This is a genomic window from Streptomyces sp. NPDC047061 (assembly GCF_040643955.1).
Taxonomy (GTDB): domain Bacteria; phylum Actinomycetota; class Actinomycetes; order Streptomycetales; family Streptomycetaceae; genus Streptomyces.
In genome coordinates this window covers 54,260-78,158 of record NZ_JBEYVI010000022.1, presented here as the reverse complement: position 1 = coordinate 78,158, position 23,899 = coordinate 54,260, and the positions used below count along the sequence as shown (strand labels likewise).

Genomic DNA, 23,899 nt, shown 5'->3' with positions numbered 1-23,899 from the left:
GAACCAGGTGAGCCTTTGAAGTGAACTGAGAAGAAGCCTGAACCGAGGGGCAAGTTGGACACCGGGAGGACGGTGGACATGTCTGCTCTATCGCTCAGCCCGGCGAACGGACCCGAGGACGCTTCCACGCTGTGGCACCAGATTGACTGGAGTCAATGCGAGGGAGAAGTGCGGCGACTGAGACAGCGGATCTTCAAGGCCGCGCAGGAAGAGGACTGGCCCAAGGTCAGGAATCTGCAAAAGCTCATGCTGCGGAGCTACTCCAACACGCTGGTGAGCGTGCGACGAGTGTCCCAGCTGAGTACTGGCCGCAAGACGGCCGGCGTCGACAGGAAGAAGGCGGTAACGCCCAAGGCTCGGTGGAATCTCGCGTCAGAGGTCCATCGGGTCGAGAAACCCTGGCGAGCCATGCCGGTCAGGCGGGTGTACATCCCGAAGAGTAACGGGAAGCAACGCCCGCTCGGTATTCCGACGATTCGGGATCGGGCCATGCAGGCCCGTGTCAAGAATGCACTGGAACCCGAGTGGGAAGCCCGTTTCGAACCCCGGTCGTATGGTTTCCGTCCGGGGAGAGGGTGCCACGACGCGATCGAGGCCATTTTCGGGGCAACGGCACGCAAGAACGCCAAACGCCTCTGGGTTCTCGACGCTGATCTGTCGGCGGCATTCGACCGCATCGACCATCCTCGCCTGATGGATGCCGTCGGGGGCTTCCCCGGCCGGAGTCTCATCCGTGGATGGTCGGCGTACTACCGGAAGGCGGTTTCCTCTAGAACATTCTCAAGTCTCGACAACTATGTGTGGGGGCTGCTCTGGGAGTGGGTGAAAAGGAGCCATCCGAGGAAGTCGAGGGTCTGGGTAGCCAACAGATACTTCGGCAGGTTCAACGAATCCAGAAACGACAAGTGGGTATTCGGGGACCGTATCAGCGGCGCCTATCTCCCCAAGTTCGGCTGGACCAAGATTGTCCGCCACGTACAGGTGAAGGGCGCGGCGTCTCCCGACGACCCTGCCCTGGCCGAGTACTGGCAAGAGCGCCGCCGTAAGAAGACGCCACCGCCGATGGACAAGGTGAGTCTGTCTCTGGCGTACAAACAGAAGGGGCTCTGCCCACTCTGTAATCAGGCGCTCATCGCCGGGGCCGAGTACGAACCGGATAGTCCACGTGAGTGGATCAACTGGTTCGCGGCCTCGAAGAAGATGCTGCACAAGCATCACTTCGTTTACCGGCGAGACGGCGGCTCCGACAATCGAACCAACCTCCGTCTCGTGCACTCCGCATGCCATCGACAGCTACACGCTCAAGATGGCGTGCAGACCAAGTGAAACTGCGCTGGCCCATGGGGCGAGCTTGAGCCGTGTGCATTGAAAGGTGCACGCACGGTTCTGAGGGGGCCGGGATGCAGTAATGCATCCCGGCTACCCGACTTGTACCCCGATGCCGCTCAGCAGGTCGCGCTGGCCAGGGCGTTCGGGTGCGCCCGCGTCGTGTTCAACGACGCGGTCCGCGCCCGTGAGGACGCCCGCAAAGCCGGACAGGCGTTCCTCACGGCGGGCGAGCTGTCCCGGAAACTGATCACCGAGGCGAAGAAGACCGCCTCGCGGTGCTGGCTGGGAGAGGTGTCCGCGGTGGTGCTCCAGCAGTCCCTGCGGGACGCCGAGAGTGCGTACCGCAACTTCTTCGCCTCCCAGAGGGGAACCCGCAAGGGCCCGAAGCCGGGCTCGCCCCGCTTCAAGTCCCGCAAGGACGCCCGGCAGTCGATCCGGTTCACCGCCAACGCCCGCTGGAACATCACCGGCAGTGGCCGCCTGAACCTGCCGAAGATCGGCGCGGTGAAGGTGAAGTGGTCCCGCACTCTGCCCGCCACCCCCACCTCCGTCACCGTCATCAAGGACGCGGCCGGACGATACTTCGCCTCCTTCGTCATCGACACCGACCCCGCCACCGACCAAGCGCGCATGCCCGCAACCGACCGCACCATCGGCATCGACTCGGCCTCACCCACTTCGCGGTCCTGTCCGACGGCACGAAGATCGACTCCCCGCGCTTCTTGCGCCGCGCGGAGAAGAAGCTGAAGAAGGCCCAGCGGGAGCTGGCCCGCAAGGAGAAGGGATCGAAGAATCGGGCCAAGGCCCGTTTGAAGGTCGCCCGCGCCCACGCCGAAGTCGCCGACGCGCGCCGTGAGTTCCACCACCAGCTCTCCACCAGGCTGATCTCCGAGAACCAAGGGATCGCCGTGGAGGATCTGTCGGTGAAGGCTCTGGCCCGCACGAAGCTGGCCAAGTCCGTGCACGACGCCGGATGGTCTTCGTTCATCGGCATGCTGGAGTACAAGGCAGAGCGTTACGGCCGTACCCTGGTCAGGATCGGCCGGTTCACACCGACCTCCCAGACCTGCTCCACGTGCGGCGCCGTGGACGGACCCAAACCCCTGCACGTGCGGGAGTGGACCTGTACCGCCTGCGGCACCGTCCACGACCGGGACCATAATGCCGCACTCAACGTCAAACAGGCCGCCGGACTGGCGGTATCGGCCTGCGGAGCGCTGGTAAGACCAGGAGTGATCCCGGCACAGCGTGAAGAAACAGGAAGCCATGGATTCCCGACCGGAAACCGTGCCGCGTAGCGGCACAGCGACCAGTCAAGGAAGGCCAGAATCCTCGCCCTTCAGAGCGAGGAGCATGTCAACCCGAGTGGAAGGACAAGGTGGCCACTCCGGCCCTCCAGGAGGACTACAGCGGGGCCATCGGCCTCGGCGAACTCCGGCACCGGTTGGAGAAGGGCGGCAATCTGGTGCTGGCCCGCTGTCAACGCTGAGTATCCGCACACGCGGAGCAGGGCCCGTTGGCTCCCCCGGAGACCAACGGACCCTGTGTGTGTCAGAGGGTGGTGCACCGCGCGGTTCAGACGCGCAGCCGCTCCTCCTCGCCCCGCGTCACCGGCGCCACCGCCTCCGGCGACTCGTCGTGCGTCAGGTCCGGCAGCCACCGCAGCCAGCTCGGCAGGTACCAGTTGCGCTCGCCGAGCAGGGCCATCACCGCCGGGAGCAGCACGCCCCGGATGATCGTCGCGTCGATGAGGACCGCGGCCGCCAGGCCCACGCCCATCTGCTTCATGGACTGCATGGACAGCGTGCCGAAGATCGCGAACACGGCGACCATGATGACGGCGGCGCTGGTGACGACCCCGGCCGTGGTGACCACGCCGTGCTGGATCGCGTCCTTGGTGGACCGGCCGCGCAGCCGGGCCTCACGGATCCGGGAGACCACGAACACGTGGTAGTCCATGGACAGGCCGAACAGGATCACGAAGAGGAACAGCGGCAGCCAGGTGACGATCGCGCCGACGCCCTGGGCGCCCACCAGCGAGGCGCCCCAGCCGTGCTGGAAGACGGCGACGAGGATGCCGTAGGCGGCGCCCACCGAGAGCAGGTTGAGCAGGATCGAGGTGATCGCGACCGTCAGCGAGCGGAACGACAGCAGCATCAGGAGGAAGGCGAAGACGACGACGAAGGCGAAGACCGGGACCACCGAGCCGAGCAGCTGGTCGTTGAAGTCCTGGTTGCCCGCGACGTTTCCGGTGATCGGCGCCTGCACGCCGTCGACCTTGCCGAGGGTGGCGGGCCGTACCTGGTCGCGCAGCTTCTGCAGGCTCTGGCCGGCCTTGTCCATGTCGGAGCCGCCGACCAGGGGCACGGTGATCAGGGCGACGTTCTGGGCGTCGTGCAGCTTGATGTCGACCGGGCCGCGCGAGGCGCCGGAGCTGATCGCCCGGTCCTTGAAGTCGGTCAGCGCCTGCCGGACCTCGGGGGCGTTGATGTCCTTCGCCTTGACGACCACCTCGGCCGGTTCGGAGCCGCCCGGGAAGGCCTGGTTGACGCGGTCGTAGGTCTGCACGATCGGCAGCGAGTTCCCGAACTCCTGGTCCAGGGTGAGCTGTGAGGTCTTCATGCCGAGGGCGGGCGCGGTGACCGCGAGCAGCGCGCCCACCGCGACGAGCACGGAGACCAGCGGCTTGGCGAGCACGCCCCGCAGCACGGCCGTCCAGAAGCGGCTCTCGGACGGCCCGTGGGCCCGCTTGCGGCGCAGGAAGGGGAGGCGGCCCTTCTCGACCCGGTGGCCCAGCAGGGAGAGCAGGGCGGGCAGGACGGTCACGGAGCCGACCATGGCGACCGCGACGACCATCAGGGAGGCCAGGCCCATCGCCTCGAACTCGGCGAGGCCGGTGAAGAGCATGCCCGCCATCGCCACGCACACCGTGACACCGGAGACGATGATCGCCCGGCCGCTGGTGGCGGCGGCGATCCGGAGCGCGGCGCCCGCGTCCCGGCCGGCCTCCCGTTCCTCGCGCTCCCGGCGCAGGTAGAAGAGGCAGTAGTCGACGCCGACGGCCATGCCGACCAGCAGCATCACGGAGTTGGCGGTGTCGCTCATCGGCTGCAGGTGGCTGACCAGGCCCATCAGACCCATCGTCGCCATGATCGCGGTGACCGCCAGCCCCACCGGCAGCAGCGCGGCGACCAGGGCGCCGAAGGCGATCAGCAGGATGCCGAAGGCCACCGGCACGGCGGAGTACTCGGCCCGCTGGAAGTCCTTGCCGAAGGCGTCGTCGTACTGCTTGTTCATGCTGGCGCCGCCGATCTCCTCGATCCGCAGCGTGCCGTGCGTCTTCTGGACCCCGGCCACCGCGTCCAGGACCGGCTGGACCCGGTCGCCGGCGGTCTCGGAGTCGCCGCGCATGTCGAACTGGACCAGTACGCTGCGGCCGTCCTTCGAGATCGTCCCGGCGGTGTAGGGCGAGGTGACGTCCGTGACCCTGCCGGTGCCGTCGACGGCCTTCATGACCTCCGTGACGGCGGCCCTGAAGGCGGCGTCCGTGGCCTTCACCGACGGGTCCTTCGATTGGACCAGGACCGTCTCGCTCGCCGGTTCCTTGATGCCCGCGTCGTCGATGATCTTCGCCGCGGTGTGGGTCTCGCCCTTCAGCTGGTCGCTCTCGTCGACGTCGACCCGGCCGGCCGCCGAGCCGAGCCCCATCGCCAGGACGACGAACAGCACCCATATACCGACGGCGGCCCAGCGGTGCCGGGCGCTCCAGCCGCCGGCCCGGGCGGCCAGCCCCCGCACCCGCGTCTCTCCGTTGCCCTTGACGGGATCCATGACGGAAATGCCCCCTCGTGTGCGGTGACGACCCCCCGGTCGCCACGATCTCTTCACGACTTCGTTCGTTCGATTCGAAGGTATGGGGCCGACAAGACCGACTCCTCGTGCTGTCCGGTGAAGTACGGCGGCCGCCTCTCGTCGCCGAGGAGGATGTCGGGCCCTTACATCTATCCACCCATCTCGGGGGTGATGATCAGGGCTGTCCCTTCCGACGACGGGGATCCTCTTTGTGATTGCGAAACCTTGTTGAACAAGTCACAGGTGCGTGTAGGAGTTGCTCCTGGCCGGTCCGATCGGCCAGAGTTTCGGGCAACCCGGGTTGCCCGGCACGGCCGTCGTGCCCACCCCCACGGGGCACGACGGCCGTTCTAAGGTGTTCGAATGACGACGTATGCGGCACTGCTGCGCGGGATCAACGTGGGCGGCAACAAGAAGCTCCCGATGGCCGAACTGCGCGCACTGATGACCGGCCTGGGGTACGGCTCCGTCCAGACCTACCTGCAGAGCGGGCAGGCCGCCTTCACCGCCGCCCACGGGGACGCCGAGTCCCTCGCGGCGGAGCTGGCCAAGGCGATCGAGGAGCGGTTCGGCTTCTCGGTCGACGTGCTCGTCCGCGACCATGCCTACCTGAAGGCGGTCGTCGAGGCCTGCCCCTTCCCGGCCGCCGAGCTGGCCGCCAAGCAGCTCCACGTCACCTACCTCTCCGAGCCGGTGGCCCCGGAGCGCTACGCGGACATCGACCCCGCCGCCCACCTCCCCGAGGAGTTCCGGCTGGGCGACCGCGCGCTGTACCTCTACGCCCCGGACGGCCTCGGCCGCTCCAAGCTCGCCGAGGCGCTGTCCCGGCCCCGGGTCCACAAGGGGCTGATCGCCACGACCCGGAACTGGAACACCGTCGTCAAGCTGGTGGAGCTCACGGCCGGGGAGGCGTGACCCCGGACCGGGAGGCCTGACCCCGGACCCTGCCCCAGGGGCGGGACGGACGCCTGTGCGAGGCTCGTCCCATGCGCTACATCATCATCGGAGCAGGGGCCGTCGGCGGTGCGATCGGCGGCCGGCTGGCCGGCGCGGGACACGACGTCGTCCTGGTGGCACGGGGCGCGCACCACACGGCGCTGCGGGACGGCGGGCTGCGGCTGAAGGTGCCGGACGGCGAGTACACGTACCGGCTGCAGGCCGTCACCGGGCCCGGGGAGCTGGGCGAGCTGCGGGCGGACGACGTACTCGTCCTCGCCGTCAAGACACAGGACACCGTGACCGCCCTGGGAAGCTGGGGGCCGGCACCGGTCGCGGGCGGTGGCACGGCGGCGGAGCGGCTGCCCCTGTTCTGCGCCCAGAACGGCGTGGAGGGCCAGCGCCTCGCCCTGCGCGTCTTCCGGCACGTCTACGGGGTCTGCGTCTGGCTGCCGTCGACCTTCGTCGAACCGGGCGTCGTCTCCGCCGGCGGCGCCCCGCTCACCGGCATGCTGCACCTGGGCCGGTACCCCCACGGCACCGACGCGACTGCCCGGCTGGTCGCCGCCGACCTGGAGAAGTCGCACTTCGAGGCGCCGGTCGTGCCCGACGTGGCGCGCTGGCAGTACGCCAAACTGCTGTCCAACCTGGGCAACGCGCTGGAGGCCGTCGCCGGGCCCGTCGCCGACGACGCGGCCATGACCCTGTTCGAGCGGGTGCGGGCCGAGGGCGCGGCCGTACTCGACGCCGCCGGGATCGCGTACGCGAGCGTCGAGGAGCAGCGGGCGCTGCGGGGCCACAAGGTGGACCTGGTCCCGCTGGCAGGCGCCCCGCGCGGCGGCGGTTCCTCGTGGCAGTCCCTCAGCCGCGGCACCGGCACCATCGAGGCCGACTACCTCAACGGCGAGATCGCCCTGCTGGGCCGCCTGCACGGCGTGCCGACCCCGCTCAACGACCTGCTCCGGCAACTGGCCAACGCCTACGCACGTGAGCGCCGGGCGCCCGGTTCGATGCCGGTCGGGGAACTCGCCCGGCTCGCCGACGAGGCCGCGACCACCTGATCAACTGCCGGGCGGGACCAAGTCGTTGGGAATCCGGACCGGTAAAGGCCCAGGTGTGACACGTTCGCCGGACGCGACGCAGAAGTAAGTGCCGGCCACGGCGCGACGCTCGTGAGAGCCTGCCGCGGGCCGGCTTGTTCGCGGTCCGACGGACAGGGGAGCGCCGGACCGCGAACACCAGGCCTGTCGCTCAGGCCCCCACGGCCGCCAGGGCCGGGGTGCGTGCCGCGTCGTACCGCTCCAGCAGCACCCGCGCCACCTCGGGCGCCGGGCCGAGCACCTCGGCCAGCACGTCCGCCTCCGCCGCGCCCCGCGCGATCCGGTCGGGCAGGAAGCCGGGGGCGAGGACGTACGGGGCCACGGCCACCCGGGCGCAGCCCAGTTCCCGCAGTTCCCGTACCGCGTCCTCGGTGCGGGGCAGGGACGCGGAGGCGAACGCGGGCCGCACGGCGCACCAGCCGGTGTGCCGCCACTCCCGCGCGATCTCCGCGATCACCGCGATCGCCTCCGGGTCGCTGGACCCCGCCGAGGCCAGCACGACCCCGGTCGAGGACTTGTCGGCGGAGGTCAGCCCCGCCTCGTACAGCCGCCGTTCGAGGGCCGACAGGAGCAGCGGGGACGGGCCCAGCACCTCGGCCTGGCGGATCCGCAGCCGGGGCGGCGCGTCCCGCAGCACGGCCGGGATGTCCGCCTTCGCGTGGAAGGCACGGGTGAGCAGCAGCGGGAGGGCCACGACGTCGCGCACGCCCTCCGCCGCCAGCGACTCCAGCACCCCGTGCACGGACGGGATGTTGAAGTCCAGGAAGCCGGTCTCCACGCGCAGCCCGGGCCGCAGCGACCGCACCCGCCGCACCAGGGCGTGCACGGTCGCGGCATGCCGCGGATCACGGCTGCCGTGGGCGATCACCACGAGGACGGGGCGGACCGGCTTGCTGTACATGGACCTCAGCTCTTCACCAGCAGACCGCGGCTGCGCAGCACCCACCGCTCCAGCGGACTGAAGATCAGCAGGTCGATCGCGATGCCGACGAACAGGATCAGGATGATGGCCTCGAACACCATCGCCATGTCACTGGCGGTCCGCGCGTTCTCCAGGAGCTGGCCGAGACCCACCCCGAGGTCGGGGAAGCTCGCGATGATCTCCGCCGCCATCAGCGAGCGCCAGGAGAACGCCCAGCCCTGCTTCAGACCCGCCACATAGCCGGGCATGGCCGCCGGCAGCACGACGTGCCAGATGCCCTTGACGCCGGTCGCGCCCATCGTGCGCCCGGCCCGCAGGAACAGCGGCGGCACCTGGTCGACGCCGGACACCAGGCCGTTGGCGATGGAGGGGACCGCGCCGAGCAGGATCACGGCGTACATCATCGAGTTGTTCAGGCCCAGCCAGATCACGGCCGGCGGCACCCACGCCACCGACGGCAGCGACTGGAGGCCGGACAGGATCGGGCCGATCGCCGCGCGCACGAACCTCACCCGCGCCACCAGCAGCCCCAGCGGGGTGCCGATGACGAGCGCGAAGAGGAAGCCGAGCAGGCCGCGGCTGACGCTGGTCCAGATGTAGCCGAGCAGGTCGCCCTTGAGCCAGGCGTCCTTGAACGCGTCGCCCACCGCGGTCGGCGAGGGCAGCTTGGACGGGTCGTCGACGACCGGGACCAGGAGCGTCCAGACCACGAGGACCACGGCGAGCGCGATGATCGGGGGCAGGATCTTGCCGGTGAAGGTCTGGCGGAGGGTCGGGCGGCTGGTGGCCGTCGTCTCCAGGGCGTCGAGGCCGGCCTCGACACTTCCGGCGTCCTTGGCCGGCGTCGTCTCAGTGCTGGCCATGGCGGCGGATCTCCCCACGCAGTACATCGGTGATCTCAAGGGACAGTTCGGCCACGGGCGCGTCCTCGATGCGGCGCGGCTGCGGTATGCCGACCTCCCACTCGCGGGCTATCCGGCCCGGCCGGGACGACAGCAGGATCACCCGCTGGGCGAGCCGCACCGCCTCGCGCACGTTGTGCGTGACGAACAGGACGGAGAGGCCGGTCTCCTGCCAGATCCGGGTCAGCTCGTCGTGCAGCACGTCGCGCGTGATGGCGTCCAGCGCCGAGAACGGCTCGTCCATCAGCAGCAGTCTGCTCTCCTGGGCGAGCGCGCGGGCCAGGGCGGCCCGCTGGCGCATACCGCCGGACAGCTCGTGGACGCGCTTGTCGTACGCGCCCTTCAGCCGGACCAGTTCGAGCAGTTCCTCGGCCCTGGTACGGCGGTCGTTCTTGGGAACCCCCCTGAGCTTCAGGGCGAGTTCGATGTTCTTGCCCGCGGTCAGCCACGGGAAGAGAGCGTGCTCCTGGAACATCAGGGCGGGCCGCCCGTCCGTCGCGATGGAGCCCGCGGTGGGGCGGTCCAGCCCCGCCACCAGGTTCAGCAGCGTGGACTTGCCGCAGCCCGAGGCCCCCAGGAGGGTGACGAACTCGCCCGGCGCGACATCGAGGGTGATGTCGTCCAGGACGAGCTGCTGCCCGCCCGGAGTCGCGAAGGACTTCGAGACATGCTCAAGGCGTGCCGCGTACTCGACCGACTCGTCGGCCTTGGCGAGTGTCGTGGTCGTGGCCATGGTCGTCACCTCCTGGGAACTCGTCGGGACCGGGGTCAGCTGCTGCCGAGACCGGCGGCGTCGACCGCGCTCTGGCCGTCGGCCTTCAGCACCTTGTTGAGGAGCGTCAGGTCGTAGATGTTCTTCAGCAGCGGGTCGGTGAGCAGACCGGCCTTGACGGCGTGCTGGGCCTCGGTGTTGAGGGTGGAGGCCAGCGGGTCGTCGGTGAACTGGATGGACGACCAGGCCGAGTTCAGGACGTCGTCGGGCAGCGCCTTGCCGGAGTCGACCGTCAGCTGCTTGTTGGCGGAGGCCTTCGCCGCGTCCGGGTTGGCGTTGATCCACTTGTTGGTCTCGACCGAGCCCTTGAGGACCGCCTCGACGACCTTCGGGTGCTCCTTGAGGAACTTCTGCGACACGATGATGTTCGTGATCACGAACTTCTTGTCGGGCCACAGCGTGGACTCGTCGAGCAGCACCTTGCCGCCCTCGGCGACCAGCTTGGACGCGGTCGGCTCCGGCACCCAGGCGCCGTCGATGGAACCGGCCTTGAACGCGTCCGGGGTGATCTTGTTGTCGGTGCGGACGACCGTGACGTCACCCTTGCCGCTCTGCGCGTCGACCTTCCAGCCCTGGTCGGCGACCCAGTTGAGGAACGCCACGTCCTGCGTGTTGCCCAGCTGAGGCGTCGCGATCTTCTTGCCCTTGACGTCCGCCAGCGACTTGATCTTCTTCGGGTTGACGACCAGCTTCACGCCGCCGGACGCCGAACCGCCGATGATCTTCAGGTCGGTGCCGTTGGACTTGGTGTAGCCGTTGATCGCCGGGGAGGGGCCGATCCAGCCGATGTCGATCGAGCCGGAGTTGAGCGCCTCGATCTCGGACGGGCCCGCGTTGAAGATCGCGTACTTGGCCTTGGTGGCGCCGAGCTCCTTCTGGAAGAAGCCCTTCTGGTTGCCGACCAGTGCGGTCGCGTGGGTCAGGTTGCCGAAGTAGCCGATCTTGACGGTGTCGAGACCGTCGATCTTCTTGGCTCCGGCGGCGACCTTGGTGGTGTCGGTCTTGTCGGAGTCCGACCCGTACCCGCAGGCGGCGACTGTGAGCAGGGGGAGCGCGGCGAGCGCGGCTATGCCGCGGCGAAGGAGCGTGGAGCGGTTGGCAGGCACGGGAGGCTTTCCTCTCGTTGGCCCGGCGGTCACGGTCTTTCAGGTCGTGGCCGGGAGGTCGGCAGGTCTTCGTCGCATCCGGGACGTCGGGTGGGGGGCCGGGGCGCGCAGGCAGTGCGCGTACGTCTTCACGCACATCGCGCCACCCCGCCCTGCCCGCTCCCGAGGTCGCCGCTGCCGACGCGGCCGCCCTCCTTCGCGAACGTCGCGTAGACGTCGGTCATCGTCATGTCAGAAGTCCCAGCCGTCGTCTTCGGTCTCGTCCTTGACCGGCTCGGGGGAGGCGAACGACTCGCCGACCATGCCCGCGGTGAGCGTGGTGCCGTCGGCGGGGTCGATCAGGATGAACGAGCCGGTGCGGCGCGAGTCGGCGTAGGAGTCGACCGGCAGCGGCTCGGCGGTACGGATCTTCACCCGGCCGATGTCGTTGGCGACGAGCTGTCCCGGGTGCGGGTGCAGGGACAGGTCGTCGAGCGTGAGCCGGGACGGGATGTCCTTGACGACCGCCTTGACCGTGCGGGTCCCGTGCTTGAGCAGCACCCGGTGGCCGACGGTCAGCGGCTGGTCGGCGACGTGGCAGACGGTCGCCTCGACGTCCTGGGTGGTCGCCGGGGCGTCCTTCGTCGGCACGATCAGGTCGCCGCGCGAGACGTCGATGTCGTCCGCGAGCAGGAGGGTCACCGACTGGGTGGTCCATGCCGTGTCGACCGGCTTGCCGAGCAGGTCGATGCCGGAGATCGTCGTCGTACGGCCGGACGGCAGGACCGTGACCGCCTCGCCGACGTGGAAGGTGCCGGCCGCGATCTGGCCGGCGTAACCGCGGTAGTCCGGGTGCTCGGCGGTCTGCGGGCGGATCACGTACTGCACGGGCAGCCGGGCGTGGCAGTGCGCCAGGTCGTGGCTGACCGGGACGGTCTCCAGGTGCTCCAGGACGGTCGGGCCGCCGTACCAGTCCATGTTCGCGGACGGCTCCACGACGTTGTCGCCGACGAGCGCGGAGATCGGGATGGCGGTGACCTCGGGGACGCCCAGCTCGGTGGCGTACGCCGTGAACTCCTCGGCGATCCCCGCGAAGATCGGCTCCTGGTAGTCGACCAGGTCCATCTTGTTGACGGCGAGGACGACGTGCGGGACGCGCAGCAGGGCGGCGATCGCGGCGTGCCGGCGGGTCTGCTCGACGACGCCGTTGCGGGCGTCGACCAGGATCACGGTCAGCTCGGCGGTGGAGGCACCCGTCACCATGTTGCGGGTGTACTGCACGTGGCCGGGCGTGTCGGCGAGGATGAACCGGCGCTCGGGGGTGGCGAAGTAGCGGTAGGCCACGTCGATGGTGATGCCCTGCTCGCGCTCGGCGCGCAGGCCGTCGGTGAGGAGGGCGAGGTCGGGGGCGTCCTTGCCGCGGCTGAGGGACGCCTGCTCGACGGCTTCCAGCTGGTCGGCGAGGACCGACTTGGAGTCGTGCAGCAGCCGTCCGACGAGGGTGGACTTGCCGTCGTCGACGGAGCCGGCGGTGGCGAACCGCAGCAGGGTCGTCTCGGTGAGGCCGAGTTCCGTGGTGCTGGTGCTCATGCTTAGAAGTACCCCTCGCGCTTGCGGTCTTCCATCGCGGCCTCGGAGAGCTTGTCGTCGGCCCGGGTGGCGCCGCGCTCGGTGAGCCGGGAGGCGGCGATCTCGGCGATCACGGCGTCCAGCGAGTCGGCGCCGGAGTCGACGGCGCCGGTGCAGGACATGTCGCCGACGGTCCGGTAGCGCACCTGGCGCTTCTCGACCGTCTCGCCGTCCTTCGGGCCGCCCCACTCGCCTGCGGTCAGCCACATGCCACCGCGCTGGAACACCTCGCGCTCGTGCGCGAAGTAGATCTGCGGCAGTTCGATCTCCTCGCGGGCGATGTACTGCCAGACGTCCAGCTCGGTCCAGTTGGAGAGCGGGAACACGCGGACGTGCTCGCCGGGGGCGTGCCGTCCGTTGTAGAGGTTCCACAGCTCGGGGCGCTGGCGGCGCGGGTCCCACTGCGAGAACTCGTCGCGCAGCGAGAACACCCGCTCCTTGGCGCGGGCCTTCTCCTCGTCGCGCCGGCCGCCACCGAAGACCGCGTCGAAGCGCTCGCTCTGGATCTTCTCGGTCAGCGGCACGGTCTGCAGCGGGTTGCGGACGCCGTCCGGACGTTCCTTGAGCACACCCCGGTCGATGTAGTCCTGTACGGAGGCCACATGGAGGCGCAGCCCATGTGCGGTCACCACACGGTCCCGGTACTCCAGGACCTCGGGGAAGTTGTGTCCGGTGTCCACGTGCAGCAGCGAGAACGGGATCGCGGCCGGGGCGAAGGCCTTCAGCGCCAGGTGCAGCATGACGATGGAGTCCTTGCCGCCGGAGAACAGGATCACCGGCCGCTCGAACTCGCCCGCCACCTCGCGGAAGATGTGGACCGCCTCGGACTCCAGCGCATCCAGGTGGGACAGGGCGTACGGGGTGCCCGTGCCCTCCCCGTGAGCCGCCACGGTCGTCGTCATGCCAGTCCCTTCCCGCTCAGCAGGGCGTGCACGGACGCCGCCGACTCCTGCACGCTCTGGTGCTGCGACTCGATCCGCAGATCGGGCGTCTCGGGCTCCTCGTACGGGTCGTCGACGCCGGTCAGCCCGCTCAGCTCACCCGCGGCCTGCTTGGCGTACAGACCCTTCACGTCGCGTACGGAGCACACCTCGACCGGGGTCGCCACGTGCACCTCGACGTACGCGGTGCCGTTCTCCTCGTGGCGCTTGCGTACCGCGTCGCGGCTGTCCGCGTACGGGGCGATCACGGGGACCAGCGCCTTGACGCCGTTGCGGGCCAGCAGCTCGGCGACGAAGCCGATGCGCTGCACGTTGGTGTGCCGGTCCTCGCGGCTGAAGCCGAGGCCCGCCGAGATGAACTCGCGGATCTCGTCGCCGTCGAGCACCTCGACGAGGTGGCCCTCCTCGCGCAGCCGGGCGGCCAGCTCGTACGCGATGGTGGTCTTGCCGGCACTCGGCAGACCCGTGAGCCAGACGGTGGCTCCGGTCGTCACGTGGTTCTCCTGGTTCGTCGATGGGGTCGTCTGGTGGGGCGTCTGGGTCGTCGAAAGCCCGTTGGCCGTCATCCGTGCAGTCCGCACTCGGTCTTGGCCCGTCCCGCCCAGCGCCCGGCGCGTGCGTCCTCGCCCTCGAGGACCCGGCGGGTGCAGGGCGCGCAGCCGACGGACGTGTAGCCGTCCATCAGCAGCGGGTTGGTCAGGACACCGTGTTCTGCGACGTAGTCGTCCACGTCGTCCTGGGTCCAGCGGGCGATCGGGGAGATCTTGACCTTCTGCCGCTTCTCGTCCCAGCTGACGACCGGGGTGTTCGCCCGGGTCTCGGACTCGTCGCGGCGCAGCCCGGTCGCCCAGGCCGTGTACTTCGTCAGACCCCGCTCCAGGGGCAGGACCTTGCGGAGCCTGCAGCACAGGTCGGGGTCGCGGTCGTGCAGCCTGGGGCCGTACTCGGCGTCCTGTTCGGCGACGGTCTGGCGCGGGGTGAGGGTGATGACGTTGACGTCCATCACGGCCTCGACCGCGTCCCGGGTGCCGATGGTCTCCGGGAAGTGGTAGCCGGTGTCGAGGAAGACGACGTCGACGCCCTTCTGGACGCGGGATGCCAGATGGGCCACCACCGCGTCCTCCATGGAGGAGGTCACGCAGAAGCCCCTGCCGAAGGTGTCCACCGCCCACTGGAGGATCTCCAGGGCGGAGGCGTCCTCCAGGTCGCGGCCGGCCTGCTCGGCCAGCGCCTTCAGCTCGTCGGTCGTCCGGTCTTCCTGAGCCGTGGTCATATCTGGTCCCCTCCAGCTTCGGAGTGCTTCAGCCCCCGGGCGAGCAGCCCGAGGAACTTCAGCTGGAATGCGCGATTGCAGGCCGCGCATTCCCAGGCGCCGTGGCCCTGCTCGTTCGGACGCAGGTCCTCGTCGCCGCAGTAGGGGCAGTAGAAGGGGGCGGCCCGCTCGCTCATGAGAGGGCCTCCTCACTGGCGCGGGACGCCCAGACGGCGAACCGCTCGCCGTCCTCGCGCTCCGCCTGGAAGCGCCGGAGCACCCGCTCGACGTAGTCCGGCAGCTCCTCCGAGGTCACCTTGAGACCGCGGACCTTGCGGCCGAACCCGGCCTCCAGGCCGAGCGCGCCGCCCAGGTGCACCTGGAAGCCCTCGACCTGCTCGCCCGCGTCGTTCAGGACCAGCTGGCCCTTGAGACCGATGTCCGCGACCTGGATACGGGCGCAGGCGTTCGGACAGCCGTTGATGTTGATGGTCAGCGGTTCGCCGAAGTCCGGCAGACGGCGCTCCAGCTCGTCGATGAGCGAGGCGCCGCGCGCCTTGGTCTCGACGATGGCGAGCTTGCAGTACTCGATGCCGGTGCAGGCCATGGTGCCGCGCCGGAACGGGGACGGCCTGGCGGTCAGGTCGAGCGCCTCCAGGGCCTCGACCAGCGACTCGACCTGGTCCTCCGTGACATCGAGGACGATCATCTTCTGCTCGGCGGTGGTACGGACCCGCCCGGAGCCGTGCGCCTCCGCCAGGTCCGCGATCTTCGCCAGGGTGGCGCCGTCCACGCGGCCGACGCGCGGGGCGAACCCGACGTAGAAGTTGCCGTCCTTCTGGCGGTGCGCACCGACGTGGTCGCGCCAGCGCTCGACGGGCTGCGCCGGGGCCGGCCCGTCGACGAGCTTCCGCTTCAGGTACTCGTCCTCCAGCACCTGACGGAACTTCTCCGCGCCCCAGTCGGCCACCAGGAACTTCAGCCGGGCGCGGGTGCGCAGCCGCCGGTAGCCGTAGTCGCGGAAGATCGAGATGACGCCCTCGTAGACGTCGGGCACCTCGTCCAGCGGGACCCAGGCGCCGAGCCGGACGCCGATCTTGGGGTTGGTGGACAGGCCGCCGCCGACCCACAGGTCGAAGCCCGGGCCGTGCTCGGGGTGGTCCACGCCGACGAACGCGATGTCGTTGATCTCGTGCGCCACGTCGAGCAGCGGCGAGCCGGAGATCGCGGACTTGAACTTGCGGGGCAGGTTCGAGAAGGCCTTGTTGCCGATGACCCGGCGCTGGATCTCGTCGATGGCCGGGGTGCCGTCGACGATCTCGTCGGCGGCGATGCCGGCGACCGGTGAGCCGAGGATCACCCGGGGCGTGTCACCGCAGGCCTCGGTGGTGGACAGGCCGACGGCCTCCAGCCGCTGCCAGATCTCGGGAACGTCCTCGATCCGGATCCAGTGGTACTGCACGTTCTGCCGGTCGGTGAGGTCCGCGGTGCCGCGCGCGAACTCCTGCGAGATCTCGCCGATCACCCGCAGCTGCTGCGTGGTGAGCCGGCCGCCGTCGATCCGCACCCGCAGCATGAAGTACTCGTCGTCCAGCTCCTCCGGCTCCAGGATGGCGGTCTTGCCGCCGTCGATGCCGGGCTTGCGCTGCGTGTACAGGCCCCACCAGCGCATACGTCCGCGCAGGTCGTTGGGGTCGATCGAGTCGAAGCCGCGCTTGGAGTAGATCGTCTCAATGCGTGTCCGCACATTGAGACCGTCGTCGTCCTTCTTGAACTGCTCGTTGCCGTTGAGCGGGGTGAAGTGCCCCATGGCCCACTGACCCTCGCCGCGGTGACGGCTCACCTTGCGGCGGGGCGCGGAGGCAGCAGGGTTCTGCGGGGTGGCGGCCATGGTGATATACGTCCTTCAGACAGCGGGGAAGCGGCTCTGAACTGCGCCTACGGGCGCACGAGGGCATGTCTGCGCGGCACTGCGCAAGGGGGAGGTCCGGACCGGGAAACGCGGCGGTGCTGTGCTCTCAGCCCGCCGGACAGATGGCGCTGGACATGCGGCCGAGGTCGACGTGCCGCCGACTCACCAAGGCAATCCCAGTTCCAGACATGACGGAAGCGTGTCACGCGGATCTCCGGGCAGTCCACCATCGTCCGCGATTCGGACGGATCTATTCTGAATAGTGAGACGGAGTGTTCTGGGTCACGCCCCGTTCCGCGCCGTGGTGTGCGCCCCGGGCCACGGTCCGGGCGCCGAGACGTCCGGTTCCTCCGCGCTCTTCGTGTCGAAGAGCCGGAACCCCCGCCGCTGATAGTTCGCCATCGCGTGCTCGCCGTCCAGACTGCAGGTGTGCACCCATACCCGCTTCGTCGGCGGCCGCCCGTCCCACCGCTCCGCGAGGTCCCAGGCCCGCGCGGTGCCGTACGAAAGCAGATGACCGCCGATGCGGCGGCCCCGGAACGCCGGTATCAGGCCGAAGTAGGCGATCTCCACGACTCCGTCGTCCTGCGGGTCGAGCTCGATGTAGCCCGCCGGGGTGCCCCGGTCGTATGCGACCCAGGTCTCCGCGCCCGGCCGCTCCAGGTACTGCTGCCAGCGGGCGTGGCTCCAGCCCAGCCGGTCGGTCCAGCGGATGTCACCGCCGACCGAGGCGTACAGGAAGCGGCTGAACTCGGGGGAGGGGACCTCGGAGCGGACGACCTCGACCGTGTCGCCGCCCGGGACGGCGGCGGGCAGGAGGCCGGCCGCGGAGGTCTGCTCCAGGGACCAGGTGGTCACGACGATGCTGCTCATGGGGCCAGGCAATCATCCCGGCCCCGGACATGTCGACAGCCGCCGCCGGAGCGACGCGCCGACGGCCGGTCCGGCGACGCGCCGACGGCGGCTGCCGACGCGCCGGCGGTCGTCATCCGAGCGACGCGTCGATCGAGCGCAGCGGGACCGAGAACAGCATGCGGTTGGTGACCGACCACACCTCGCCCGTGTCCGGTGCGTAGGAGAGCGAGCCGGTGTCCTCGCCCCAGCAGCGGTGCGAGGCGTCCGAGCCGCACCCGGCCGCACGGGCACCCTTGGAGTCCTGCCGCCACAGACTGCCGTGCCCGTCCATGGCGCCGGGCAGATGCCCCACGTACCACTCGGAGTCCGTCGCGCCCGGCGGCCGGTACGACAGGACGCCCCGGATCTCCGAGGCGCCGGTCCGGTACGCCTCGACCGCGTCGGCCCGGCCGAAGGTGTCCGTGGTGAGCAGTCCGTCGCGCTTCGGGCTCTCGTCGAACGCGTACCGCCACAGCCGGGCGTGCTGATCGCTGCCGGCGGGCGTCCACTCGCCGAGGACCAGGCTGTCCGGGGCCGTCCCCCGGTCCACCGAGAGCGCGCTCGGACAGGGCGCACCGGTCCGGGAGCAGGCCCCGGCGGAGTAGCGGTACGAGCCCACGGCGGGCATCACGTACCGGAAGCCGTCGGCCGACCAGCCGCCGGACACCCGGCCGACCGCGTCGGTGAGCACCGAGGTGCGCTGGATGCGGTTGAGGTCGTAGACGTAGAGCGCGTCGGCGCTGCCCTCGGCGGTGGTGACCAGGAGCTTGTCCTCGTACCAGGCCATCCCGGAGATCTGCGAGGTCAGGCCCCGGTAGGTGCTGCCGTCGGCGCTGGGCACGGTCAGCAGGACCCAGGAGTAGGAGGGGTGGGCGGGGTCGTTCGCGTTGATCACCGCGACCCTGGCCAGGCCCCGGGAGGCGGCGGGGCCGGTGCTGGTGCTGTGCGTCCAGCCGGCCAGGACGACCCGGTTGGCGCCCCACAGGCCGTCGTCGTCGGCCTCCGAGGAGGTGGTCACCGAGGCCGGCTGCCAGTCGTCGGTGAGGGTGTCGGTGGGGTCCCAGCAGTACGCCTCGGTGGCGGCCGGGGTGACCGGCAGCGAGTCCCGGTCGTCGGAGTCGCAGTCGGCCGCCCTGCGCAGGGTGTGGTCGGCCTCGGCCAGCACGTCGGCGACCCCGACCGTGCCGCCCATCGCGGAGGCGAGCCGGTCCAGTGAGCGGCGCGGTACGAGGTGTTCCTGGAGCTGCAGCGGAGCGATGTCGGTGGTGGAGGTCAGTGGCTTGAGCGCGCCGGGGTCCTCGGCGACCGTGGCCTGCGAGGCGCTGACGATCGTGGCCGTCGCGGTGAGCGCCAGCGCGGTCCCGGCCAGGGCTGCGCGCAGGGCCGCGCCCCGTCTGCGCCGTCGGTGTCTGCCGCGATGCTTCATGTGTCCTCCCGAGGCGGGCCAACTGCGCCTCATGGTCCGAGCGTTGACCAAGGAGCAGGTGGGGAGGCCCGTACCGGGATGCTACGGCAGCCGGAGTCGCCGTACCTCGAAGACCCCGCAAATATGCGGAAGATACCTCCCCCGATGCCCCGGATGCGTTAAATAAGTCCGGGAGCGAGGACACTCATCCGGGCCGGAGGCCCGGCGTCCGGCCCGCCGCCACGACCGGCGCGGTCGAGTACGGCAGCAGGTCGCGCGGATCGTCGGGGAGCAGCACCTCGATCTCGGCGTCGTCGCGGAAGCGGTACGGCCGGTGTTCGAGAAGGGCCCCGAGATACCGCCGGATCCTGGACATCTCGGCGCGTACGGTCACGGTCCGCGAGGCGTCCCCGAAGACGTCCTCGGCCAGCCCGGCCGCGCTGCGCCCGGCGCGCCGCACCGCCAGCAGGTACAGCAACTCGGCATGCCGGGGACTGAGTTCACGGGACCACGAGCTCGCACCGCCGCCGACCGTCATGGAGGGCCGGCGCGGCCTGGCCAGGTCGAGCACGAGCCGGCCGCCGCCCACCGGCGCCGGCTCGTCCACCGCCCGCAGCAGCCAGCCCCCGGCCAGCGGCTCCACCGCGCACAGTCCGAGCGCGGGCAGCCACCGGCGGCCCGGCGACAGCGACTTGGGCAGGGAGAGCCGCCGCGGGTACGGCATGCCGGTGACCGCCGCGGTCCAGCCGTCGGCGTCCACCACCACCGCCCGCCCGCCGAGCCGGGCCAGCACCGGCGCCGCGACCGCCCGCAGCCGCTCCAGCGCGTCCAGGTGCAACTCCCGCAGCCGGGCCTCGGCGAGCTTCGCCACCGAGTTCACCCAGGCCAGGGTGGCCGGATGCATCGTCTCCAGCGGGCCGCTGACGTCCACCACACCGAGCAGGCTGCCGTCCCGGGGGTCCGTGATCGGGGCGCCGGAACACGTCCAGGAGACATGCGAGCGGACGAAGTGCTCGGCGGCGAACACCTGTACGGGCCTGCGCTCCACCGCCGGGGTGCCGACCCCGTTGGTCCCGACGACGTCTTCCCGCCAGTCGGCGCCGAGTTCGAAGCCCAGCCCGTCCGCCTTGCGCAGCACCGGCGACGAACCCTCCCGCCACAGCACCCGGCCGTCGGCATCCGCCACCACCATGATGTGCTGGGCGACGTCCGCGACCGAAAGCAGCCCCTCGCGCAGCACCGGCAGCACGTCCTTGAGTGGTGACTCCTCGCGTCTGCGCCGGACTTCCTCGGCGGACAGCAGCCCCGAACGGAAGTCGTGGTCCGGGTCGACGCCGCTGCGCAGCATCCGTCCCCAGGACTGTTCGATCACCGGCCGGGGCGAGACCCGCCCACGCTGTCCGGCGAGTCTGGCCTCGCGCACCTCGTTCAGTACCCGCGCCGCCTGCGCCGCGTCCTTCGCGGCGAGTCGCGCCACGTCCATCGGCGGGTTCCCCACAGAGGTCCTCCCGGATACGCCTCGAAAAAGGCATCGATGAGTCGCTGTCAAGCCGTCCGGGCGGCGGTTTCCGGTCCGACTGCGCGTCTTATACTGCCGTTTTCCGGTGCCGGAGGCACACAGTCCGCACACAGTCACCGATATGTTGCAACCCCTTGCAACCCTGGTGAACGGGCCGGGGGTGGCCGAAACTTGAGCCGACGCCACGGCGTCGGAGGCCTGACATGGGCCGAAGAGGTGGGGGTGGTGCCGTGTCGGCGCAGCACCACCCCCGCCGGCGGCGCCTTGGCCGTCGCGGCAGGGGGTGCGGCTTGCGGTGCGTTGGCGGCTGACGGTTGTGGGGGGTTGCTCGCGCCCACGCGGCGGAGCCGCACATTGATACAGCCCCGCGCCCCTATAGGTAGGGCAAGTCCCGGATCTCAGAAGGTCACCCGGGATCGGTCCACTACCGCCGTGAGGTCCAGGCTGCTCGGCAGGGTGCCGAAGCTTGAACCCCAGTCGTTGCCCAGCCTCGATGCGCAGAAGGCGTCTGCCACCTCCGGCGGTGCGAAGCGGACCAGCAGGGAGCCCTGGAGGACTGTGGCCAGGCGTTCCACCAGGCGTCTGGCTCGGGCCTCCATGCCCTCCAGGTCGGCCAGTTCGGAGAAGAGGTCCTTGACCGCGCGGTCCAGGCGGTGGTCGGCGCCGTGCGCCCGGCCGATCTCCTGGAGGTAGGCGTCCAGTGCGCCCGGTTCGCGGTGCAGGGCGCGCAGCGCGTCCAGGGCCTGGATGTTGCCGGCGCCCTCCCAGACGGAGTTGAGCGGGGACTCGCGGACCAGCCGCGGCAGCCCCGACTCCTCCACGTAGCCGTTGCCGCCCAGGCACTCCGCGGCCTCCACGACGAGCGGTGCGCAGCGCTTGGTCACCCAGTACTTGGCGGCCGGCAGGGCCAGCCTGAGCAAAGCCCGTTCGGACTCGCCGCCGTCGTCGTAGGCGGCGGCCAGCCGCAGCGCGAGGGCGGTCGCCGCCTCCGACTCGATCGCGAGGTCGGCCAGCACGTTGCGCATCAGCGGTTTGTCGGCCAGCGGCCCGCCGAACGCCTCGCGGTGCGTGGCGTGGTGCACGGCCTGCGCCACCGCCTGCCGCATCAGCCCCGCCGAGCCCAGCACACAGTCCAGCCGGGTCGCGGCGACCATCTCGATGATGGTCCGCACCCCGCGCCCCTCCTCGCCCACCCGTCGCGCCCAGGTCCCGTCGAACTCGACCTCGCCCGACGCGTTGGACCGGTTGCCGAGCTTGTCCTTGAGCCGCTGGAGGAGGAAGACGTTGCGGGTACCGTCCGCCAGGACGCGCGGCACGAGGAGACAGGTGAGGCCGGCCGGCGCCTGGGCCAGCACCAGGAAGCCGTCCGACATGGGTGCCGAGCAGAACCACTTGTGTCCGGTGAGGGTGTACGTCCCGGCCTCGGCGAGCGGGGCGGCGGTGGTCGTGTTCGCCCGTACGTCGCTGCCGCCCTGCTTCTCCGTCATGCCCATGCCGAACAGGGCGCCGGCCTTCCGCGCCGCGGGCCGCAGTTCGCGGTCGTAGACCGTGGACGTCAGCAGCGGCTCCCACACGGCGGCCAGCTCCGGGTCGGTGCGCAGCGCGGGCACCGCCGCGTTGGTCATCGACAGCGGGCAGCAGTTGCCGGCCTCGACCTGGGTCCAGACCAGGAAGGCGGCGGCCCGCCGGACATGCCCGGACGGCCGGACCCAGCCGGTGGTCAGGCCCGCGCCGACGCCCTTGCCGAGCAGCCGGTGCCAGGCGGGATGGAACTCGACCTCGTCGATCCGGTGGCCGTAGCGGTCGTGGGTGCGCAGCCGCGGCGGATGCTCGTTCGCCTGTGTCCCCCACTCCTGCACCTGCGCCGAACCGGCCGAGGCGCCGATCTCCGAGAGCTCGGTGCGCACCACGCCGAGCAGCCCGGGGTCGGTGTGCCGCTCGACGGCCTCGACGAGCGCCCGGTCGGTGGTGAAGAGGTCGTATCCGGCCAGCGGAGGCGGCTGGTTGCTCACGGTATGCGTGGTGTTGCCTGCCATGTCTGCGAACCTACCCGGGGCGGCGGCGGTGGTCTCCAGCGTGACACAGCGGCCCCGCCCATCGCGTCCGCCCCGGCCGGGGCCCCGTGAGGTGAGGACGGCCCCGGACGGCGGATACCGTTAGGGCGTGCAGCCAGCAAGCGATACTCCCGAGCGGCCCTCCGGCCGGCTCCACCGGGCCAGAGCCCTCTACCGGAACGTCTCCAAGCGCAGGACGGCCTGGCTGCTGATCAAGGACACCACCAATTCCTGCATCGAGTACCGCATCCTCGGGCTGGCCGCCGAGGCCGCCTTCTTCACCCTGCTGTCGGTCCCGCCGCTGCTGCTCAGCCTCATCGGACTGCTCGGCTACGTCGACGCCTGGACCGGTGCCCACACCATCGCGAGCCTGGAGGCCAACCTCCTGGACGCCTCCCGCACGGTCCTGTCCGACAAGGGCGTGAAGGAGATCGCCGAGCCGATCCTGCACGACGTGGTACGCGGCGGCCGCCCCGACGTCATCTCCATCGGCTTCCTGTTCGCCCTGTGGTCGGGCTCCCGCGCGGTGAACGTCTTCATCGACACGATCACGGTGATGTACGGCCTCGACGGCGTCCGGGGCATCGTGAAGACCCGGATCGTCTCCTTCCTGCTCTTCATCGCCGCGCTGCTGATCGGCTCGGTGGCGCTGCCGCTGATGGTGGCCGGACCGGACGCGGTGGTCGGGGTCGTGCCCTGGTCGGAGACGCTCGTACAGGTCCTGTACTGGCCGGTCGTGATCGTCCTGTCCGTCGTCTTCCTGACCACGCTGTACCACGTCTCCGTGCCGGTGCGCTCGCCGTGGGTCGAGGACGTCCCCGGCGCCCTGGTCGCCCTGGCCATGTGGGTCCTCGGCAGCTTCCTGCTGCGTATCTACCTGACCCACACGATCGAGGGCGCGACGATCTACGGCTCGCTCGCCGCGGCCGTCGCGGTGCTCCTGTGGATCGGCGTCTCGGCCTTCGCCGTGCTGGTCGGCGCCGCCGTGAACGCCGCGATCGACCGGGTCTGGCCGGCCGCCGCGACGGCCGCGGCGCGCGCCGCCAACGAGCGGCTGCGGGAGGCCCAGGTCGCCGAGTACGTGGCCCGCGCGGCCGCGGCGCGGGAGGCCGACCCGGGGGACCCCGACGACCCCGACATGCCGTCGGAGTTCCCCGAGCGCTGGTCCCGGTTCCTGCCGCCGGAGGATGTCAGTGCGCGGCTGCGTACGCATGTGAAGAGCAGCCATCCGCCGCCGCGGAAGCCGGAGGCTTGAGGGCCGAGGCGGTTTCGCAGTCGAGGTGGGGTTTTCGGCGGGGTGCGGGTTGTGGGTGGTTGCTCGCGCAGTTCCCCGCGCCCCTTACGGGGCGCGATCTCGCCGGCATGTCGAACGTGGCCCCCCTTGCCCCTGAAGGG

At 70.4% G+C, this 23,899-nt stretch carries 20 protein-coding genes and 1 pseudogene; 5 read left to right on the top strand and 16 right to left on the bottom strand.

Translation table 11 applies throughout. From position 1 onward, the window contains the following. The first annotated feature begins 78 nt into the window (after positions 1 to 78). A complete protein-coding gene (locus tag ABZ887_RS28335) occupies positions 79 to 1,326 on the top strand; it encodes a reverse transcriptase N-terminal domain-containing protein (protein WP_361294823.1) in 1,248 nt (415 codons plus the stop codon). 102 nt (positions 1,327 to 1,428) lie between these two features. After that, positions 1,429 to 2,627 (top strand): annotated as a pseudogene (locus ABZ887_RS28330) (RNA-guided endonuclease TnpB family protein). Between the two features lie 277 nt (positions 2,628 to 2,904). Here the strand turns inward: ABZ887_RS28330 and ABZ887_RS28325 are convergent. Then, positions 2,905 to 5,160: an MMPL family transporter gene (locus tag ABZ887_RS28325; protein ID WP_361294820.1), complete on the bottom strand. Its 2,256-nt coding sequence runs from the start codon at positions 5,158 to 5,160 to the stop codon at positions 2,905 to 2,907. A 384-nt stretch (positions 5,161 to 5,544) separates the two neighbouring features. Between ABZ887_RS28325 and ABZ887_RS28320 the strand changes: the two genes are divergently transcribed. Further along, positions 5,545 to 6,096 carry a DUF1697 domain-containing protein gene (locus ABZ887_RS28320; RefSeq protein WP_361294817.1) on the top strand — a complete coding sequence of 184 codons (552 nt, stop codon included), beginning with the start codon at positions 5,545 to 5,547 and terminating at the stop codon, positions 6,094 to 6,096. Positions 6,097 to 6,167: 71 nt separating this feature from the next. Further along, positions 6,168 to 7,178 (top strand): 2-dehydropantoate 2-reductase N-terminal domain-containing protein, encoded by a 1,011-nt coding sequence (locus ABZ887_RS28315; protein ID WP_361294814.1) that lies wholly within the window; start codon positions 6,168 to 6,170, stop codon positions 7,176 to 7,178. 190 nt (positions 7,179 to 7,368) lie between these two features. Here the strand turns inward: ABZ887_RS28315 and ABZ887_RS28310 are convergent, their stop codons facing one another. The 15 genes from ABZ887_RS28310 to ABZ887_RS28240 all read right to left on the bottom strand — a co-directional run bounded on the left by ABZ887_RS28310 (position 7,369) and on the right by ABZ887_RS28240 (position 22,486). Continuing rightward, entirely contained in the window at positions 7,369 to 8,118 is a 750-nt protein-coding gene (locus ABZ887_RS28310; protein ID WP_361294811.1) for a sirohydrochlorin chelatase, read from the bottom strand. A 5-nt stretch (positions 8,119 to 8,123) separates the two neighbouring features. Continuing rightward, positions 8,124 to 9,002 carry an ABC transporter permease gene (locus ABZ887_RS28305; protein ID WP_361294808.1) on the bottom strand — a complete coding sequence of 293 codons (879 nt, stop codon included), beginning with the start codon at positions 9,000 to 9,002 and terminating at the stop codon, positions 8,124 to 8,126. Continuing rightward, the gene (locus ABZ887_RS28300; RefSeq protein ID WP_361294805.1) at positions 8,989 to 9,774 is read right to left on the bottom strand and encodes an ABC transporter ATP-binding protein; all 786 of its coding nucleotides are present in this window, start codon (positions 9,772 to 9,774) and stop codon (positions 8,989 to 8,991) included. The genes ABZ887_RS28305 and ABZ887_RS28300 overlap by 14 nt, the downstream gene beginning before the upstream one ends. 35 nt (positions 9,775 to 9,809) lie before the next feature. After that, entirely contained in the window at positions 9,810 to 10,919 is a 1,110-nt protein-coding gene (locus ABZ887_RS28295; RefSeq protein ID WP_361294802.1) for an aliphatic sulfonate ABC transporter substrate-binding protein, read from the bottom strand. Between the two features lie 231 nt (positions 10,920 to 11,150). Further along, positions 11,151 to 12,488, bottom strand: coding sequence for a GTP-binding protein (locus tag ABZ887_RS28290; protein ID WP_361294799.1), 1,338 nt, complete (start codon positions 12,486 to 12,488; stop codon positions 11,151 to 11,153). Positions 12,489 to 12,490: 2 nt separating this feature from the next. Further along, positions 12,491 to 13,429: a sulfate adenylyltransferase subunit CysD gene (gene cysD / locus ABZ887_RS28285; protein WP_361294796.1), complete on the bottom strand. Its 939-nt coding sequence runs from the start codon at positions 13,427 to 13,429 to the stop codon at positions 12,491 to 12,493. Beyond that, complete coding sequence (gene cysC, locus ABZ887_RS28280) at positions 13,426 to 14,034, bottom strand: adenylyl-sulfate kinase (protein ID WP_361294794.1); 609 nt, start codon at positions 14,032 to 14,034, stop codon at positions 13,426 to 13,428. Before cysC ends, cysD begins: the two co-directional genes overlap by 4 nt. Beyond that, entirely contained in the window at positions 14,031 to 14,741 is a 711-nt protein-coding gene (locus ABZ887_RS28275; protein ID WP_361294791.1) for a phosphoadenylyl-sulfate reductase, read from the bottom strand. The genes cysC and ABZ887_RS28275 overlap by 4 nt, the downstream gene beginning before the upstream one ends. Beyond that, entirely contained in the window at positions 14,738 to 14,917 is a 180-nt protein-coding gene (locus ABZ887_RS28270; protein ID WP_361294788.1) for a hypothetical protein, read from the bottom strand. The genes ABZ887_RS28275 and ABZ887_RS28270 overlap by 4 nt, the downstream gene beginning before the upstream one ends. Continuing rightward, entirely contained in the window at positions 14,914 to 16,611 is a 1,698-nt protein-coding gene (locus tag ABZ887_RS28265) for a nitrite/sulfite reductase (RefSeq protein ID WP_361294785.1), read from the bottom strand. The genes ABZ887_RS28270 and ABZ887_RS28265 overlap by 4 nt, the downstream gene beginning before the upstream one ends. A gap of 127 nt (positions 16,612 to 16,738) precedes the next feature. Further along, positions 16,739 to 16,822 (bottom strand): putative leader peptide, encoded by an 84-nt coding sequence (locus tag ABZ887_RS28260; protein ID WP_309500612.1) that lies wholly within the window; start codon positions 16,820 to 16,822, stop codon positions 16,739 to 16,741. Between the two features lie 92 nt (positions 16,823 to 16,914). Next, entirely contained in the window at positions 16,915 to 17,505 is a 591-nt protein-coding gene (locus tag ABZ887_RS28255) for a GNAT family N-acetyltransferase (protein ID WP_361294782.1), read from the bottom strand. 112 nt (positions 17,506 to 17,617) lie between these two features. Beyond that, the gene (locus tag ABZ887_RS28250; RefSeq protein ID WP_361294779.1) at positions 17,618 to 18,952 is read right to left on the bottom strand and encodes a hypothetical protein; all 1,335 of its coding nucleotides are present in this window, start codon (positions 18,950 to 18,952) and stop codon (positions 17,618 to 17,620) included. A gap of 184 nt (positions 18,953 to 19,136) precedes the next feature. Continuing rightward, positions 19,137 to 20,414: a GAF domain-containing protein gene (locus tag ABZ887_RS28245; protein ID WP_361294776.1), complete on the bottom strand. Its 1,278-nt coding sequence runs from the start codon at positions 20,412 to 20,414 to the stop codon at positions 19,137 to 19,139. Between the two features lie 434 nt (positions 20,415 to 20,848). Further along, the gene (locus ABZ887_RS28240) at positions 20,849 to 22,486 is read right to left on the bottom strand and encodes an acyl-CoA dehydrogenase family protein (RefSeq protein WP_361294773.1); all 1,638 of its coding nucleotides are present in this window, start codon (positions 22,484 to 22,486) and stop codon (positions 20,849 to 20,851) included. A gap of 127 nt (positions 22,487 to 22,613) precedes the next feature. Here ABZ887_RS28240 and ABZ887_RS28235 point away from each other — a divergent pair, with 127 nt between their 5' ends. Further along, entirely contained in the window at positions 22,614 to 23,759 is a 1,146-nt protein-coding gene (locus ABZ887_RS28235) for a YihY/virulence factor BrkB family protein (RefSeq protein WP_361294770.1), read from the top strand. Positions 23,760 to 23,899: the final 140 nt, after the last annotated feature.